This window comes from Pseudomonas syringae pv. coryli str. NCPPB 4273 (assembly GCF_000972175.1).
In the GTDB taxonomy this organism is placed as follows: domain Bacteria; phylum Pseudomonadota; class Gammaproteobacteria; order Pseudomonadales; family Pseudomonadaceae; genus Aquipseudomonas; species Aquipseudomonas syringae.
Genome location: NZ_AWQP01000062.1, coordinates 12,166 through 30,147, shown reverse-complemented (window position 1 = coordinate 30,147; position 17,982 = coordinate 12,166). Strand labels below are relative to the sequence as shown.

11 protein-coding genes and 1 pseudogene are annotated in these 17,982 nt (G+C 60.1%); 8 read left to right on the top strand and 4 right to left on the bottom strand.

The features are described 5' to 3' along the window. Positions 1 to 427: 427 nt before the first annotated feature. The gene (gene rlmKL / locus P406_RS22315; protein ID WP_003416174.1) at positions 428 to 2,680 is read right to left on the bottom strand and encodes a bifunctional 23S rRNA (guanine(2069)-N(7))-methyltransferase RlmK/23S rRNA (guanine(2445)-N(2))-methyltransferase RlmL; all 2,253 of its coding nucleotides are present in this window, start codon (positions 2,678 to 2,680) and stop codon (positions 428 to 430) included. A gap of 588 nt (positions 2,681 to 3,268) precedes the next feature. Here rlmKL and rmf point away from each other — a divergent pair. Then, the gene (rmf, locus tag P406_RS28255; RefSeq protein WP_002553055.1) at positions 3,269 to 3,484 is read left to right on the top strand and encodes a ribosome modulation factor; all 216 of its coding nucleotides are present in this window, start codon (positions 3,269 to 3,271) and stop codon (positions 3,482 to 3,484) included. Positions 3,485 to 3,625: 141 nt separating this feature from the next. Here the strand turns inward: rmf and P406_RS22310 are convergent, their stop codons facing one another. Beyond that, a complete protein-coding gene (locus tag P406_RS22310; protein WP_003346110.1) occupies positions 3,626 to 4,657 on the bottom strand; it encodes a quinone-dependent dihydroorotate dehydrogenase in 1,032 nt (343 codons plus the stop codon). Between the two features lie 251 nt (positions 4,658 to 4,908). On the opposite strand from P406_RS22310, the gene P406_RS22305 reads away from it, so the two are divergent. Continuing rightward, entirely contained in the window at positions 4,909 to 6,120 is a 1,212-nt protein-coding gene (locus tag P406_RS22305; protein ID WP_046237393.1) for a CmpA/NrtA family ABC transporter substrate-binding protein, read from the top strand. A gap of 14 nt (positions 6,121 to 6,134) precedes the next feature. Continuing rightward, the gene (locus P406_RS22300; RefSeq protein ID WP_046237392.1) at positions 6,135 to 6,710 is read left to right on the top strand and encodes an ANTAR domain-containing response regulator; all 576 of its coding nucleotides are present in this window, start codon (positions 6,135 to 6,137) and stop codon (positions 6,708 to 6,710) included. Between the two features lie 59 nt (positions 6,711 to 6,769). Here the strand turns inward: P406_RS22300 and P406_RS22295 are convergent, their stop codons facing one another. Continuing rightward, positions 6,770 to 8,017: a glycoside hydrolase family 68 protein gene (locus tag P406_RS22295; RefSeq protein WP_046237391.1), complete on the bottom strand. Its 1,248-nt coding sequence runs from the start codon at positions 8,015 to 8,017 to the stop codon at positions 6,770 to 6,772. 903 nt (positions 8,018 to 8,920) lie between these two features. Between P406_RS22295 and P406_RS22290 the strand changes: the two genes are divergently transcribed. The 5 genes and pseudogenes from P406_RS22290 to cobA all read left to right on the top strand — a co-directional run bounded on the left by P406_RS22290 (position 8,921) and on the right by cobA (position 16,796). Next, positions 8,921 to 10,132, top strand: coding sequence for a nitrate/nitrite transporter (locus tag P406_RS22290; RefSeq protein ID WP_024649053.1), 1,212 nt, complete (start codon positions 8,921 to 8,923; stop codon positions 10,130 to 10,132). Positions 10,133 to 10,139: 7 nt separating this feature from the next. Next, complete coding sequence (locus P406_RS22285) at positions 10,140 to 11,801, top strand: bifunctional protein-serine/threonine kinase/phosphatase (protein WP_046237390.1); 1,662 nt, start codon at positions 10,140 to 10,142, stop codon at positions 11,799 to 11,801. 276 nt (positions 11,802 to 12,077) lie between these two features. Further along, positions 12,078 to 13,277 (top strand): annotated as a pseudogene (locus P406_RS22280) (NAD(P)/FAD-dependent oxidoreductase); the annotation flags it as partial. A 26-nt stretch (positions 13,278 to 13,303) separates the two neighbouring features. Then, positions 13,304 to 16,024: a nitrate reductase gene (locus P406_RS22275; RefSeq protein ID WP_046237389.1), complete on the top strand. Its 2,721-nt coding sequence runs from the start codon at positions 13,304 to 13,306 to the stop codon at positions 16,022 to 16,024. A gap of 10 nt (positions 16,025 to 16,034) precedes the next feature. Next, the gene (gene cobA, locus P406_RS22270; protein WP_004410483.1) at positions 16,035 to 16,796 is read left to right on the top strand and encodes a uroporphyrinogen-III C-methyltransferase; all 762 of its coding nucleotides are present in this window, start codon (positions 16,035 to 16,037) and stop codon (positions 16,794 to 16,796) included. A gap of 87 nt (positions 16,797 to 16,883) precedes the next feature. Here cobA and P406_RS22265 read toward each other — a convergent pair whose 3' ends face one another. Further along, a complete protein-coding gene (locus tag P406_RS22265) occupies positions 16,884 to 17,918 on the bottom strand; it encodes an OmpA family protein (RefSeq protein WP_003416159.1) in 1,035 nt (344 codons plus the stop codon). Between the last annotated feature and the right edge of the window lie 64 nt (positions 17,919 to 17,982).

Below are 17,982 nucleotides of genomic sequence, written 5' to 3'. Positions count from 1 at the left end.
TCAAGAGGTCGGCAGTTGAAATTCGTTATACCGCTTTCCCGAGGAAATATTATCGGGAATAAAAGTGCGCACTCCGAGGAAACGAAAACAGACAAGACATTCAACAAGACAGCCGCTGCATAACCGTAGGATTACGATCGAAATATGAATAAAGAAAAATATATAGCCATCTGATATCGCGAGTATAACACCGCGCAACGCCGTGCAATGCAAAAGTTCAAAACTTCCCGAAATAAGTTTAAAATACCCAATGAACGTAGATGTTGCACATCAAGCTGTTGATTCAAAGGACGTTTATACGCAACACCCAATCAGACGTTTGCCAACGGATTAAACGCGTTTGAGCACAATGGCATGCAAACGAGTGCAGTAGATATCGCGAGGTGCGATGAACGGACCGTTACCGATCCGTTCATCGCGCACCGGATCAGCTACGCGCCATGATTTTCCAGGCGCGGTGGATCTTGCCGTTACGGGCGAAGTCCTGATCGATGGTGTGCGCGGTAATATCTTCGACCGCATAACGCTGACTCAGGTTTTCATCGAGCACAAACTTGCGGAAGTTGTTGGAGAAGTACAACACGCCACCCGGTGCCAGACGTGCCATGGCCAGATCGATCAGCTCGACCTGATCACGCTGGACATCAAAAATGCCTTCCATGCGCTTGGAGTTGGAGAACGTCGGCGGGTCGATGAAGATCAGGTCGTACTCGTCGCGGTTGGCCTGCAGCCAGGCCATCACGTCGCCCTGCTCCAGACGATTCTTGTCGGAGAAACCGTTCAACGACAGGTTGCGACGCGCCCAGTCCAGATAGGTCCGCGACAGGTCGACGCTGGTGGTGCTGCGCGCACCGCCCTTGGCAGCATGCACACTGGCCGTCGCCGTGTAGGCAAACAGGTTCAGGAAACGCTTGCCGGCCGCCTCGCGCTGGATACGCATGCGCATCGGGCGGTGGTCGAGAAACAGCCCGGTGTCCAGGTAGTCGGTCAGATTGACCAGCAGCTTGACGCCGCCTTCGCTGACTTCCAGAAACTGGCCCTGGGCACTTTGGCGCTCGTACTGCTTGGTGCCGCTCTGACGCTCGCGACGCTTGATCACCACGCGGTTCTTGTCGATGTTCAGTGCTTGCGGAATGGCCGCCAGCGCATCGAACAGCCGGGCTGAGGCCTTTTCCGGATCGATGGATTTGGGTGCTGCGTATTCCTGAACATGCACCCAGTCGTGATACAGATCGATCGCCAGCGAGTATTCAGGCATGTCGGCGTCATACACGCGGTAGCAATCGATCCCTTCGCGACGCACCCACTTGCCCATCAGCTTGAGGTTCTTTTGCAGGCGATTGGCAAACATCTGCCCGCCTTCGCTCAGGCGCGCCTGTTCGACCACCACCGGTTCCGGCTTGATCGGGTTGCCGTTCTTGTTGAGTTTGCGCTCAACGACTTCAACCTCGACAGGGTTTTCGCGTTCGATCTGACGCTGCTCGGGGGTGCGTCGCTCACCGGTCACGAACTGGTCAGGCGTGACCTTGATCAGTAGCAGTTTGCACGGCAAGGCGCCGTTCCAGAACGAATACTGTTTGTGGCTGCGAATGCCCATGCGCTTGCCGAGGTCCGGCGCGCCGGTGAACACCGCAGCCTCCCAGTTGAGGCAGGCCTGACGCAGGCGCTCACCGAGGTTCTGGTAGAGATACAGCAGGCTGGCTTCATCTCCCAGACGCTCGCCGTACGGAGGGTTGCAGATCACCAGGCCTTTCTGGTTCTGGTCGGGACGCGGTTCGAAGGTCGCGACTTCGCCCTGATAGACCTTGATCCAGTCACTCAGGCCGGCACGTTCGATGTTGTTGCGTCCCGGCTGGATCAGCCGCGGATCGGCCTCATAACCGCGGATCCACGAAGGTGTCTTGGCCAACCCGGCTTCGGCGCGGGCCAGCGCTTCGTCGTGCAGCTTGCGCCACAACGCCGGGACGTGGCCCAGCCAGGCCGAGAAGCCCCAGCGTTCACGCTTGATGTTCGGGGCGATGTCGGCGGCGATCATCCCGGCCTCGACCAGGAATGTACCGACACCGCACATCGGGTCAGCCAGCGCGCCACCCTCGGCAGCGATGCGCGGCCAGCCGGCGCGGATCAGGATGGCGGCGGCGAGGTTTTCCTTCAGCGGTGCAGCTCCCTGCTGCAGACGGTAACCGCGCTGGTGCAGGCTGTGCCCGGACAGGTCGAGGGACAGAATGGCCTCACCGCGATCCAGACGCAGGTGCACGCGCAGATCGGGGTTGATCTTGTCGACCGAAGGGCGCTCGCCATCCGGGGTGCGCAGCTTGTCGACGATCGCATCCTTGACCTTCAGTGCACCGAAATGGGTGTTGTCGATGCCCGAACCATGGCCACTGAATTCCACGGCAATGGTGCCGTCGGATTCGAGATGGTCCTGCCACTCGACATCCAGTACGCCGTGGTAAAGGTCTTCGGCATCCTTCATCGGGAAGCGCTTGAGCACCAGCAACACGCGGTTGGCCAGGCGCGACCAGAGACACAGCCGGTAAGCGGTCTCCATGTCGGCCGAGCCGCGAATGGCTGAAGTGTGCTCGCGGGTCTCTTGCAGACCCAGCGCAGTGGCTTCCTCGGCAAGCAGGCCTTCAAGGCCTTTTGGGCAAGTGAGGAAAAGTTCGTAGCGATCCGACATGTGTATTCCAGGGCCTGAGCCGTCTGCGGCGGGCAACGCATTGCCCTGCCAGATTTGAACAGGCGTCTTTCATGGAGAACGCCTGCGTGGCACGTGATGTGTGCCGGTCCACCGCATGATCCTGTCATGTCATTGCGGCAGTTTTGGCGCGTATTAGAACAGATATCAGGCAAGGCGATGTCGGCAATGAAGGCGCGCAGTCAAAAGTCTTTTTTTGAAAAGTCACATTTTTGCAGCCTTGCTGTGACCCTTCGTCGCTTAAGCAGCCAAGGCATTGAGCCAGTATATGAGCCTGATAAGCGATCTCAATGGGCTCGCAAACCCCCATGTTCACGGGGCTGCAGAAAAAATCGTGGTTGAAACAGGTCAGCGCTTATTGCTCGACAGACCTGAATATGACGTGCTTATGACAAAACGATCATTCACACCGCCCTGCGCTTTGGTTAGAAATCGTCTCAGGTCATCGCCGCAATGGGGATGGCATCAAGGCCCGCGACGCCGGCAGCGGGCCCCAACGGCAGAAGATTCTGCCCGACCTCAACACGGGGTCTCAGGGATATTACAGTCAACAGACGAGGGCATTACCCTATGAGAAGACTTAAGCGTGATCCGTTGGAAAGAGCATTTTTACGCGGTTATCAATACGGCGTTCATGGTAAATCCCGTGAGCTTTGCCCTTTTACTCTACCGTCAGTACGCCAGGCATGGATCAATGGCTGGCGCGAAGGACGCGGCGACAACTGGGACGGTATGACCGGCACTGCGGGCATCCACAGACTCAACGAACTTCACGCGGTCGGATGAGGCGATTCACATCAAAGACTTTCAGGCCTCTGTCGGGCCATACATGACTGACTGATTCACACCTGCACCATGCACGCCCGACCCGGGCGGCGGGCCAACGCCCAGGGGCTCTCTTGCAGAGCCCCTTTTTTTATCCCGGGTTCAGCGTGCGGCGCGAGGCATTGCCGCAATGGCATCCACCGACTCGCGAATCAGCGCAGGGCCCTTGTAGATGAACCCCGAATAGATCTGCACCAGACTGGCACCCGCAGCGATCTTCTCGGCGGCATGCCGGCCTTCGGTGATCCCCCCGGCGGCGATGATCGGCAGACGACCCGCGAGCTCACCGGCCAGAACCTTGACGATGTGCGTGCTTTTTTCCCGAACCGGCGCGCCCGACAAACCGCCCGCCTGATCAGCATGCGGAAGGCCTTCGACGCCTTGGCGGCTCAGCGTGGTGTTGGTGGCAATGACTGCGTCCATACCGGACTCGATCAGGGCTGCGGCCACCAGCACGGTTTCTTCGTCGGTCATGTCCGGGGCAATCTTGATCGCCAGTGGCACACGCCTGCCATGCCGTTGCGTCAGTTCCTGCTGGCGCAGGCTCAGGGCCTGGAGCAGTTGCTTGAGCGAGTCGCCGAACTGCAGGCTGCGCAGCCCCGGCGTATTGGGCGAACTGACGTTGACCGTGACGTAGCTGGCATGGGCATAGACCTTGTCCAGACAGATCAGGTAATCGTCGACCGCGCGCTCGACCGGCGTGTCGAAGTTCTTGCCGATATTGATGCCCAGAACACCGCGATACTTTGCCGCTTCGACACGGGACACCAGGTTGTCGACGCCCAGATTGTTGAAGCCCATGCGGTTGATGATCGCCTCGGCGTTGGGCAGGCGGAAAATACGCGGCTTGGGATTGCCCGGCTGCGGACGTGGCGTCACTGTGCCGATCTCGACGAAACCGAAGCCCAGTTGCGCGAAGCCATCGATGGCCGCACCATTCTTGTCCAGGCCGGCTGCCAGCCCCACGGGGTTGGGAAACTCAAGGCCCATCACACTGACCGGCAACTTCGCCGGGGACTTGCTCAGCAGGCCATTGAGGCCCAGCCGTCCGCCTGCACCGATCAGGTCCAGCGACAGGTCATGAGAGGTTTCCGGGGAAAGTTTGAACAGTAACTGGCGGGCCAGGTTATACATGGCGGGATGGGCTCGTGAGCAGCTGAATTCAGGGTGGCGATTATAGACGTGTGCGGGCCTGTCAGGCGAGGCGCGCGACAAACTTGTTGCTCGCCCTCCCCCGGCGATGGCATATGCCTTGCTTGAAACCGCTATCGGCACTCACTCCAACGGCGGAGCGGTGCATGGACAACGGCGTCGCTTCGACACTTGCATTGCAATGGGTCGGACGACGCCTTTTTTCTGGACGGACCTTTGATGAAGCACGCGCGATGAACGAACGAACCGGTAATGCGCTGGACTGGGTGGCCGGTAGCGACGCCCCGGAAATGAACAGCCTGGACGTGGGCTTCATGGCATTGACCGACTGTGCCCCGCTGGTGGTCGCGGCCACGCAGGGTTTCGCCCAGCCTTACGGCCTGAGCCTGAACCTCGAGCGTCAGACCTCCTGGGCCGGGCTGCGCGACAGACTGGTCAGCGGACAACTGCAGGCGGCACACAGCCTGTACGGTCTGATCTATGCTGTGGAACTGGGCATCAGCGGCGGCCCGGCGACCGACATGGCCATCCTCATGGGGCTCAACCAGAACGGCCAGTGCATCAACCTGTCCCGCGAGTTGCAACAGGCGGGCGTGATCACTCCTGAAGCACTGGACAAACGCGCGCACCAAAGCGGCTCAAGGCTGACCTTCGCGCAGACCTTCCCCACCGGCAACCATGCCATGTGGCTCTACTACTGGCTGGCCAGCCAGGGCATTCATCCGCTCGATGATGTGAACAGTGTCGTGGTGCCGCCCACGCAAATGGCGCAACACCTGCAGGCCGGGCGCATCGACGGTTTCTGCGTCGGCGAACCCTGGGGCGCCAGCGCCGTTCAGCAGCAACTGGGCTTCACCATGGCGACCAGCCAGTCGATCTGGCCGGATCACCCGGGCAAGGTGCTGGGCTGTACCCGTGAGTTTGTCGAGCAGAACCCCAACACCGCCAGAGCGCTGATCATGGCCGTGCTGGAAGCCAGCCGCTTCATCGAGGAAAACGGTCATAACCGGCGCAGCACCGCACAACTGCTCAGCGGTGCCGATTACCTGGACACCTCAGTGGACTGCATCGAACCGCGTTTGCTCGGCCAGTACAGCGACGGTCTTGGCAATCGCTGGCAAGACCCTCACGCGGTCAGCTTCCATGCCCGGGGACAGGTCAACTACCCCTGGCTGTCTGACGGCATGTGGTTCATGACCCAGTTCCGACGCTGGGGCCTGTTGCGCGAAGACCCGGATTACCTGGCGGTGGCCAGCCGCGTGCAGCAACTCGACCTGTACCGTCAGGCCGCCAGTGCGCTGGGCGTCGACGTACCCGCCGCAACCTTGCGCAGCAGCCAGCTGATCGACGGCAGGGTCTGGGACGGCAGCGATCCGGCGGGCTACGCGCGTAGCTTCAAGCTCCACTCGCTGGCCGACGACGTGCCCGCTGTGGCCAGTCGTTGAAGGAGAACGTAACCATGCTGCGTATCCTGCTTATCAATGACACCGCCAAAAAGGTCGGTCGCCTCAGGTCAGCCTTGATAGAAGCCGGTTTCGAAGTGATCGACGAATCCGGCCTGATCATCGACCTGCCCGCACGCGTTGAAGCCGTGCGCCCGGACGTCATCCTCATCGACACTGAATCGCCAGGTCGCGACGTGATGGAGCAAGTGGTGCTGGTCAGCCGTGACCAGCCACGTCCCATCGTGATGTTCACCGACGAGCACGATCCAGGCGTGATGCGCCAGGCGATCAAGTCCGGGGTCAGCGCTTATATCGTCGAGGGTATCCAGGCGCAACGGTTGCAACCGATTCTGGATGTAGCAATGGCCCGCTTTGAAAGCGATCAGGCGCTGCGCGCGCAATTGCATGCCCGCGACCAGCAACTGGCCGAGCGCAAGCGCATCGAACTGGCCAAGGGGCTGCTGATGAAGATGAAGGATTGCAACGAAGAAGAGGCTTATACGCTGATGCGACGTCAGGCAATGAGTCGCCAGCAGAAGCTGATTCAGGTGGCCGAGCAGATTATCGCGATGAGCGAACTGCTGGGCTGAAGCCACGAAGAACGCCTGCCCGCACAGGCGTTCTTCAAGGGTTACAGGAGCACAGCCTGTCAGTTCAGCTGCACATCCTTCATCGCTGGCACGTAGCCATAGTCATACTCTTCCTGCACGAACGAGCGGTCGCCCTTCAACAGGATTCTGACCGTCGGCGCCTCGGTGCCGCCGATACGGTAGTCATCGCCGGTGGTGGGCACGCTGTCAATGAACGAAGTCACCAGGCCGTTCGGCATCACGCAGTGGGAGTACGTCTGGAAAGGCTGTGCAGGCGGATTGCCCAGCACCAGTCCGGATGCGTTCATCGGCCGGTAAGGCCCGAACAAATGCTCGCCCACAAAACCGTAAACGCCATCCGGCCCGGTCACACCGTCGGCATACGTAAACTTGTGACTAATGGTGAACAAATAATACTTGCCGTCCTGAAAGACATAATGCGGACGTTCGGTCTGATCATTGACACCCACCGCAGTGACCAGTGGCGGTAATATTTCCCACTCTTCACCGCTGAGATCCTTAGCAACCGCCAGCCCGATACAGCCCACTTGAAAACGCGCACCCCCAACTTCTTCATGGCCGGGTGGCACCGGGCCAAGTTCCGCAGCGCCAACGGTATGCGTACCGCGTTCGCCGGCGACATTACCTTCAAAGACCATATACAACTTGCCATCATTGGGATCAATAAATGGACTCGGGTCGCGGAAGTTCCACGTCGAGTTCTGCGCTTCGGTTTGATAATAAGTGCCGTCGGCCTCGAACAGTTTTTTGACCTGGGTAAAGTCTTTCAACTCCACGCCCTGATCGGACGTCACAATACGGCCGCGTACTTTGGCAATCGTCGCCCCCGGTGTCACGCAGGTGTAGTAAAGATCGATATCACCCTTGTCATTCAACAGTACCGGTGTGCCCGCCCACTCACGGGTGGTGGGCGACACGCCTTCGGCCATGACCCGGCCACCGAAGATCCAGTTCTTGCCGGTACGCGAATACCAGTAGCACATGCGCGCCCGCCCGTGACGATCTTCCCAGTCGCGCTTGATGTCGTAGCGGCCGTTGGCGCCGAGATACTGCGGGTCATCGGGATGGCGATCAGCTGTCAGCGTGACAATGACCGACCAGCCGTTGACCGAGACCACCGTGCCGTCAAGCTCGCGCAACGGCATGGTGTCCCAGATGAAGACCTTATCACTCATGACCGGGAAGTCCGCTTTTACCAACGGTTGCGTGGTGGTCGGGTCATTTTCATTGACCTTCAACGCATCGGCACGGGACCAGATGGTAGGTGCGTAATTGATGTTACTCATGATGATGATGTCCTTTGCAGGCGCCTTTACAAGCAGCGCGGATAGGAAGGCACACGGCAGGCATGGGTGCAATGCCGAAGTGCAGAGTGTGTCGGGCATTCAGGTGTCGAGGACGACCGGAAGCCGATAAAAGAGCGAGTAGCCGATTACTTCTTTTAAAGTAAGCATTTATCGAAATTGACTGGCAAACTGCAACTACAGATTACCGGATTGAAAAGTGAAATCACTTTCTGCTGAATAAGCGTCACACGTTGCGACAGAAGCGATGCTCTCAGACATACCACGCAAAGTAAATTAAATATTTGCAGCATTGTTATCGTACAACTGTGCGAGCCGCGCATTAACTTATATACATTAAGGTCATCATAGCGGCGTATCGAAACAGCATCACAATGACAGTACTTACACGCAAAACTGATGGCACATTAAATAATATTAAATAGTTTGAACTTTAATAAAATATTCTTGAATCCTGTTAACTGCCTGTTTCTGTTGACTGATACGAACTGTGCAAGCCGTTATCTGGCTTTTCGCCGCCACGCCCTTTTTTGCAGCGTACCTGCCGACCCACGCCCGGTTCGAGGTCATACATCAGTCTGCTCGCAGCCCCTGAAAGCCACACAACCTGCCTGCAACCTATGGCTGACGCGCCTGCACAACCCTTGGCCCGTCTATTGCTAAAGCAATCGCACCGGTAGCCAACGGCGGCTATCACCTTTTACGACAAAGACGTCGCTCATCTCTTTCCGCCCCCATGGACAGAGAGGCGACGTTTTTGCGTTTTGGCCCCGGCGAAGGGGCCGGTGGAGTCGCCGTCATTCGGAACACTCCACCACAGCGTCTGAATACCCCGTGTCGCGGTCATGGCCCGACTGACTAACTAGCAGATGATGAGGTGTGCACATGGATACAAGCTTCTGGAAGGCAGGCCACAAACCGACCCTGTTCGCGGCCTTTCTCTATTTTGACCTGAGTTTCATGGTCTGGTACCTGCTTGGCCCGCTGGCGGTGCAGATTGCCACTGACCTGCACCTGACCACTCAGCAACGTGGCCTGATGGTCGCCACGCCGATTCTGGCGGGCGCGGTGCTGCGCTTCTTCATGGGCCTGCTGGCCGACCAGCTGTCACCCAAGACTGCCGGGATCATCGGCCAGGTAATCGTTATCGGCGCACTGCTGGTGGCCTGGCAACTGGGCATTCACACCTATGGCCAGGTGCTGGTGCTGGGCCTGTTCCTCGGTATGGCCGGTGCTTCGTTCGCTGTAGCGCTGCCCCTGGCGTCGCAATGGTATCCAGCCCAGCATCAAGGCAAGGCCATGGGCATCGCCGGTGCTGGCAATTCCGGCACTGTGCTGGCCGCGCTGATCGCGCCAGTGCTGGCGGCCAGTTTCGGCTGGGGCAACGTCTTCGGCCTGGCGCTGATCCCGCTGGTTCTGACCCTGATTGCCTTCACCCTGATGGCACGCAACGCCCCGCAACGCAGCAAACCCAAATCCGTGGCGGACTACCTCAAGGCGCTGGGTGATCGTGACAGTTGGTGGTTCATGTTTTTCTACAGCGTGACGTTCGGTGGCTTCATTGGCCTGGCCAGCGCCCTGCCCGGCTATTTCAACGACCAATATGGCTTGAGCCCGATCACCGCCGGTTACTACACCGCTGCCTGCGTGTTCGGAGGCAGCCTGATGCGCCCTTTGGGTGGCGCGCTGGCCGACCGTTTCGGCGGGATTCGCACGCTGACCGTCATGTATGCGGTTGCCGCCATCGGCATTGCCGCCGTGGGCTTCAACCTGCCGAGTTCTTGGGCAGCGCTGGCGCTGTTCGTGGCCGCCATGCTGGGTCTGGGTGCTGGCAACGGCGCGGTATTCCAGTTGGTACCGCAGCGCTTCCGCAAGGAAATCGGGGTCATGACCGGCTTGATCGGCATGGCGGGTGGCATCGGTGGCTTCCTGCTGGCGGCCGGCCTGGGCACCATCAAACAGAACACCGGCGATTACCAGTTGGGCCTGTGGCTGTTCGCCGGCTTGGCGGTACTGGCCTGGTTCGGCCTGCTGAACGTCAAGCGTCGCTGGAGAACCACCTGGGGTTCGGCCGCAGTCACGGCGGCTCGGGTCTGAAGCGCCGATGACCCTGCGACTGCAGTTCGCGCAGTTCAGCGCCAGCGGACCGCGAGCGGAGAATCAGGACGCCGTGCGCCTGGTCACGCCAGTCCCGGCGCTGGCGGCCAGCAAGGGTTATCTGTTCGCCCTTGCCGACGGCGTCAGCCAGTGTGCCGACGGCGCACTGGCCGCGCAGTCGACCCTGCAGGCGCTGGCGCTCGACTATTACGCCACGCCGGAAACCTGGGGCGTGGCGCAGTCCCTCGATCGCTTGCTGCTGGCGCAGAATCGCTGGCTGCTGGCCAACGGCCTGTTGACCACCCTCAGCGCGCTGGTGCTGCGCGGACGGCGTTTCACTCTCGCCCATGTCGGCGACTGCCGGGCTTATCGCTGGCAGTCCGGGACGCTCAAACGCATCAGTGAAGATCACGTCTGGGAACAGGCCGACATGCAGCATGTGCTCAAGCGTGCGCTGGGGCTGGATCAGTACGTGGTCATGGATTACCTGGACGGCGAGCTGTGTGAGGGCGAACGCCTGCTGCTGGTCAGCGACGGGGTCTGGGCGACGCTGGGCGATGCGAGCATTCGCTCTATTCTAAGTGAACAGCACGACCTCGACGCGGCGGTGAAAACCCTGGTCAGCGCGGCGCACCTGGCCGGCAGTCAGGACAATGCCAGCGCCCTGCTGATCCAGGTCGACACGCTCGGCGAAGACGATTTGGGGGATGCGCTGCTGCAATTGCAACAATGGCCGCTGCCACCCGCGCTCAAGGCCGATCAGGCATTCGAGGGCTGGAAAGTCGGCAGCATCATGGCGCAATCACGCCAGTCCATCGTTTATCGAGTCACCGATATCCATGAGCAGCCCTGGCTGCTGAAGACCTTGCCAGCCAGTCGTCATGACGAGACCGGTGCCGGTCAGGGGCTGCTGCTGGAGGAGTGGTTTCTGCGCCGGGTCGCCGGGCGCTTCTTTCCCGAGATACACCCGCTGCCAGACCGGCAGCATCTGTATTACGTGATGCGCGAGTACCGCGGGCACACACTGGCCGAGCTTTTCACTGGCAAAGGGCCGTTGCCGCTGGCCCAGTGGCAGGACCTCGCCACTCGGCTGCTGCGGGCCACGGGCCTGCTGCATCGACGCAACATCATCCATCGCGATATCAAACCGGAAAACCTGCTGCTGGCCGACGACGGCGAGTTGCGCTTGCTGGATTTTGGCCTGGCGTTCTGCCCGGGCCTTTCGGCGGTCAATACCGAAGACCTGCCCGGCACACCGAGCTATATAGCACCGGAGGCCTTCAACGGTGCCGAACCGCATCCGCAGCAGGACCTCTACGCGGCAGGCGTCACCTTGTATTACCTGCTGACAGGGCAATACCCGTACGGTGAGATCGAAGCCTTTCAGCACCGTCGCTTCGGCGCACCGATACCCGCCAGCCGTTATCGGCCGGATCTGCCGCAGTGGCTGAGCCAAAGCCTGGACAAGGCACTGCACGCCGACCCGAACCAGCGTTATGAAACCGCCGAACAGTGGTTGCTGGAACTGGAGCAGGCCGAGCATCGTCCGCTGGTGGCAAAGCCGCGTCCGCTGCTGGAACGCGAACCGCTGAAAGTCTGGCGAACACTGGCCCTGCTCTCCCTGCTGTTCAATCTGGTGCTGATGATCTGGTTGATGAGCCGCCACTGAGCCCTTGCGCCCCGCTTCTGTGCAACGCGCCTCAACGCAGTGCAGAAAGGGTCTGCATTATCGGCTGCACGCCGCGCAGGCCGGCAAATCCGAGTTGGCACAAGCGCTGCATGGTCCTTGTTAGATAATTCATAAAACGCCGCCCTCAACGCTGAAGGCTGCGTCTCCCGAGAGAACGGGACCGGACAAAGGCGTCCTCGTCAGGCCACTGACGGGACGCCTTTTTTTGTTTGCGCGAAACGTGTCGAGCACGCGCTGCAGTGACTCGGAGGCAAGATGACCAAACTCAAACTGGTGATGATCGGCAACGGCATGGCCGGCGTGCGCACACTCGAGGAGTTGCTGAAACTGAGCGAAGACCTTTACCACATCACGGTCTTCGGCGCCGAGCCACACCCCAATTACAATCGCATTTTGCTGTCGCCGGTACTGGCCGGCGAACAGAATTTCGAAGACATCGTGCTCAACGACCTCGACTGGTACGAACGCAACGGTATCCGGTTGTTGCTCAACCGTCGCGTGGTGAAGATCGACCGCATCAAACGCCTGGTGATCGCCGATGACGGCACCCAGGCCCATTACGATCGGCTGCTGATTGCCACCGGTTCGCGACCGTTCATACTGCCGATCCCCGGCAACACGCTGAACGGCGTCATCGGTTATCGCGACATCGGCCACACGCGGCAGATGATCGACACCGCCGTCACGCACAAACGCGCAGTCGTCATCGGCGGCGGACTGCTCGGCCTGGAAGCGGCCAACGGTCTGAGCCTGCGCGGCATGCACGTCACGGTGGTGCATAACGGCCAGACGCTGCTGGAGCGCCAGCTGGACAAAACCAGCGGGCGGATGTTGCAAGCGGCGCTGGAAAAGCGCGGCCTGAGCTTTCGCCTCAACGAACAGACCAACGCCCTGCTCGGCGATGATCAGGGCCGTATAACCGCAGTGACATTCAACAACGGCGACAGGATCGACGCCGATCTGGTGGTCATGGCCGCCGGCATACGGCCCAACACCGAATTGGCCGAGCAAGCCGGCCTGCCCTGTAACCGCGGCATCCTGGTCAATGACACCTTGCAGACCTACGACCCGCGCATCTACGCGATTGGCGAATGTGTCAGCCACCGTGGCATCGCCTATGGGCTGGTGGCGCCGCTGTTCGAGCAGGCGCGAGTGTGCGCCAATCACCTTGCGCAACTGGGCTTTGCGCGTTATCCGGGCTCGGTCACCTCGACCAAGCTGAAAGTCACCGGCATCGACCTGTTTTCCGCCGGGGATTTCCTGGGTGGTGAAGGCACTGAAAGCATCACCCTTTCCGACCCCATCGGCGGTGTCTACAAGAAGCTGGTAATAAAGAACGATGTACTGGTCGGCGCCTGCCTGTACGGCGACACCGCCGACGGCAACTGGTACCTGCAGCAGATCCGTGATGGCCAAGGTATCGACGCCATACGCGACCACCTGATGTTCGGCAAACCCGTTGCTCCAGAGACTGCCTGCGCATGAACAGCCTTGCCCTCCACACCCCTCAAGTCACGGCGTCTACCTGCTGCTATTGCGGCGTGGGCTGCGGCGTACTGATCGAACATGACGGCGAGCATATTCTTGGTGTCAGCGGCGACCCGAAGCACCCGGCCAACTTCGGCAAGCTGTGCAGCAAAGGTTCGAGCCTGCACCTGACCGGCGACATCGAAGCCCGCGCGCTGTACCCGGAACTGCGTTTGGGCAAGGGCCTGGCGCGCAGCGTCACCGATTGGGATACCGCGCTGGAGCACGCGGCCAATGTGTTCGCCGAGACCATTCGCGAACACGGTCCCGACAGCGTCGCCTTCTACATTTCCGGCCAGTTGCTGACCGAAGACTACTACGCGTTCAACAAGCTGGCGCGCGCACTGATCGGCACCAACAATATCGACAGCAACTCACGGCTGTGCATGTCCTCGGCCGTAGCTGGCTACAAGCGCAGCCTGGGTGCCGATGCACCGCCCTGCAGCTACGAAGATATCGAACTGAGCGACTGCGTGATGATCGTCGGCAGCAACATGGCGTACGCGCACCCGATTCTGTTTCGTCGTCTGGAAGAGGCAAAAAGCCGTCGTCCGCAGATGAAACTCATCGTCATCGACCCACGGCGTACCGACACCTGCGAACTGGCCGACCTGCACCTGGCGATTCAGCCCGGCACGGACGTCGCGCTGTTTCACGGCATCCTTTATATACTGATGAACGAACGCCTGATCGACTCGGCGTTCATTGCCGCGCACACGCAGGGCTATGAGGAACTGGCCACGCTGGCCGGTGATTACCCGGCCGAACACGTGGCCGCCCTCTGCGGCATCCCCCTTGAACAACTGCACACCTGCGCCCGCTGGGTGGGCGAAGCGCCGGCTTTTCTGTCGCTGTGGTGCATGGGGCTGAATCAGTCCACGGCCGGCAGCGCGAAAAACAGCGCGCTGATCAACCTGCACCTGGCGACCGGGCAGATTGGCAAACCCGGCGCAGGCCCCTTCTCGCTCACCGGCCAGCCCAACGCCATGGGCGGACGTGAGACCGGCAGCCTGTCCAACCTGTTGCCTGGCCATCGCGACGCGGCAAATCCTCAGCATCGTCAGGAGGTTGCAGACTACTGGGGCGTCGACAGCCTGCCTGCCAATCCCGGTCTTTCAGCCATCGAACTGTTCGAGCAATTGCAGAACGGAACAATCAAGGCCCTGTGGATTGCCTGCACCAACCCGGCACAATCACTGCCCGACCAGAACAGCATCAGGCAAGCGCTGGAAACCTGCCCGTTCGTGGTACTCCAGGAAGCGTTCAAAACCACCGAAACTGCGCGTTATGCCGATCTGTTGCTGCCTGCTGCCAGCTGGGGCGAGAAAGAAGGCACGGTGACCAACTCCGAACGGCGCATCTCCAACGTGCGCAAAGCCATCCAGGCGCCCGGCGAAGCGCGCTCGGACTGGGCAATCACGGTAGATTTCGCCCAGCGCCTGCAAAAACGCCTGCAACCCGACGCACCCGCGCTGTTCGATTTCGCGACACCCAAAGCCTTGTTCGATGAGTTCAAGGGCCTGACGGTCGGGCGCGATCTGGACATGTCCGGAATCGACCGCGAGCTCATCGACCAGCATGGCCCACAACAATGGCCCTTCCCGCGTGGCGCCAGCAGCGGCACGCCGCGCCTGTACAACGATGGCATCTTCCCCACCGATTCAGGCCGGGCGCAGTTCCTGTCCGAGCCTTACATTGCCGCAAGGGAATTGCGCGATGCCGACTACCCGCTGACGCTCAACACCGGCAGGCTGCGCGATCAGTGGCACGGCATGAGCCGCACCGGCACCGCTGCGCGCTTGTTCGGGCATGCCAGCGAAGCTGTGTTGAGCCTCAATCCGCAGGACATGCTCAGCCATGACCTGCAACCCGGCGACCTGGTCAAACTGATCAGTCGGCGCGGCGAGCTGCTGTTGCCGGTCAGCAGTGAGGACAGCGTTGCAGTCGACCAGGCCTTTGTGCCGATGCATTGGGGCGACAGGTTCCTCAAGGGCGGTGTCAACGTTCTCACTCAGCCAGCCTTCGACCCGGTCTCGAAGCAACCGGAACTCAAGCACGCCGGCGTGAGGATCGAAAAAGCCCACCTGCCCTGGCAGTTTTTTGCGCTGGTCGAGGGCAACGTGCAGCAACGAATGGAAACGCTGCGCGCCTTGTGCGACACCTTCACTTACCTGAGCATGAGCCTTGCCGGACGCGAGCGGCCGGCGCTGGTGATACGTGCCGCCAGCGCAGAAGCACCGGATTCCGGGCTGCTGCAGCAGATTGATCGTGTACTGGGCCTGGATGAAGGACCGGTCATGGCGTATGACGACCCAAAGCGCTCGATCGGTAAGCGGGTTCGGATTGACGATGATCGTATTACCGCGATTCGCCTGGCCGGCGAAACACTTGCCCGGCATTGGCTGCAGACGTTGTGGCTGGAAGAACGCGTCGATGCTTCATTGCGACGCTGGCTGTTGGCACCGTTGAGCAGCGAACCGGGCAAAGACTCGACACAGACTCGCGACAAGACCTTGTGCAACTGCATGAATGTCAGCCAGAACGCAGTAATGAGCGCTATCGAGCGTGGCCTGAACCTGAATGAACTCAAGACACAGTTGGGCTGCGGCACCCAGTGCGGCTCCTGCGTGCCGGAAATAAGAAGACTGATCCATACCGTGGCGGTTACAGAATGAGGAATGCGGCATGAGCGCAAAAGTATGGCTGGTGGGCGCAGGCCCCGGCGACCCGGAATTACTGACCCTCAAGGCGGTACGTGCCTTGGCTGAAGCCGACGTGGTGCTGATCGACGATCTGGTCAACCCCGCAGTGCTGGGACATTGTCCGGGAGCGCGGGTGATCGCGGTCGGCAAGCGCGGCGGTTGTCGTTCGACGCCGCAAGCGTTTATCCATCGCCTGATGCTGCGCTATGTACGTCAGGGCAAATGTGTCGTTCGCCTCAAAGGCGGCGATCCATGCATCTTCGGACGTGGTGGTGAAGAGGCTCAATGGCTGCAGGAGCGCGGTGTCGCCGTGGAACTGGTCAACGGCATTACAGCGGGTCTTGCCGGCGCAACACAGTGCGGCATTTCGCTGACCCTGCGCGGTATAAGCCGTGGCGTGACGCTGGTCACCGCCCACACTCAGGACGACAGCACCCTCAACTGGCAGGCACTCGCGCAAGGCGGAACCACCCTGGTGGTTTACATGGGCGTGGCGAAACTGGCGGAAATTCGCGAGAGTCTTCTGGCAGGCGGGATGGGTGGCGAGATGCCGGTGGCGATGATCGAGAACGCTTCACTGCCGTGGCAGCGTGAATGCCGCAGCACCCTGAGTGCCATGCAACAGGACGCAGTCGCTTTCCAGCTGAAGAGCCCCGCCATTCTGGTGATCGGCGCGGTTGCCGCGTACAGCAATGAGCTGCTCAATCAAACCCTGACAGACCACGCGCAGCTGAATGCCGGCTGACCTCGAGGCCGCCTGAACAGACGCATTGCCAAATCGCAGGCAAAGAAAAGCCCGGCATAAGCCGGGCTTTTCAGTACAAGCGGCTAATTACTTAGCTTGAGCTTCTACTTCTGCTTCTACGCGACGGTTAACTGCGCGGCCAGCTTCAGTTGCGTTGTCAGCAACTGGACGGGATTCGCCGTAACCAACCGAGTTTACGCGGCTAGCGCCAACACCGTACTGGTTAACCAGAACCTGTTTAACGGCGTTTGCACGGCGCTCGGACAGTTTCTGGTTGTAAGCGTCAGGACCGACGGAGTCAGTGTGACCTTCAACAGTGGTGGTGGTCTGTGGGTACTGCTGCATGAAGTCAGCGAGGTTCTTGATGTCGCCGTAGCTGTTAGGCTTGACTACGGATTTGTCGAAATCGAACTTCACGTCCAGCTCAACACGAACCACTTCGGCAACTGCTGGGCAGCCATCAGCATCAACGGTAACGTTGGCTGGGGTGTCCGGGCACTTGTCGACGTTGTCGCACACGCCGTCGTTGTCGCTGTCGGAGCACACTTCAGCTACTGGAGCTGGAGCTGCTTCAACTTTCTTGCTGCCGCCGCCGAAGTTTACACCGATACCGACGCTAGGCGCCCACTCGGTGTTGCCTTGGTCGATGTTGTACTGAGCTTCAACGCCTGCACGGGCATAGAAGTTGTCAGTGAAGTACAGCTTGGCGCCGCCGCCGATGTTGGCGAAGGTGGAACCGTCACGGCCACGGCGAGCGTCTTGACCGATGCTCTGGTCAGAGAAACCGGCAGATACGTATGGACGCAGCATGTCGCCTGGGTTGTTGAAGTGGTACAGAGCGTCCAGAGCAGTGTCTGCGCCCTTGATGTTCTTGCCGCTGTCGCTACGGACGTTGTGGACTTCGTCGTAGCCCAGACGCAGCTCAACATCGTCAGTCAGGAAGTAGCCAACGGAGCCGCCGAACAGGTTGCCGTCGTTTTTGAAGTTACGATCGCTGTCGTAGTACTCTTTCTTGGCGAAGCCTTCGATTTCGACCGCGCCTTGGCCTTGAGCCAGAGCGCCGAACGAAGTTGCGGCAACAATAGTACCAATGGCCAAGCCCAAGGTGTTTTTCAGTTTCATCCGTTAAATCCCCATCTGATGATTATTAAGCAGTCCCACACAGGGGGACAACTCAGCGGCAAGT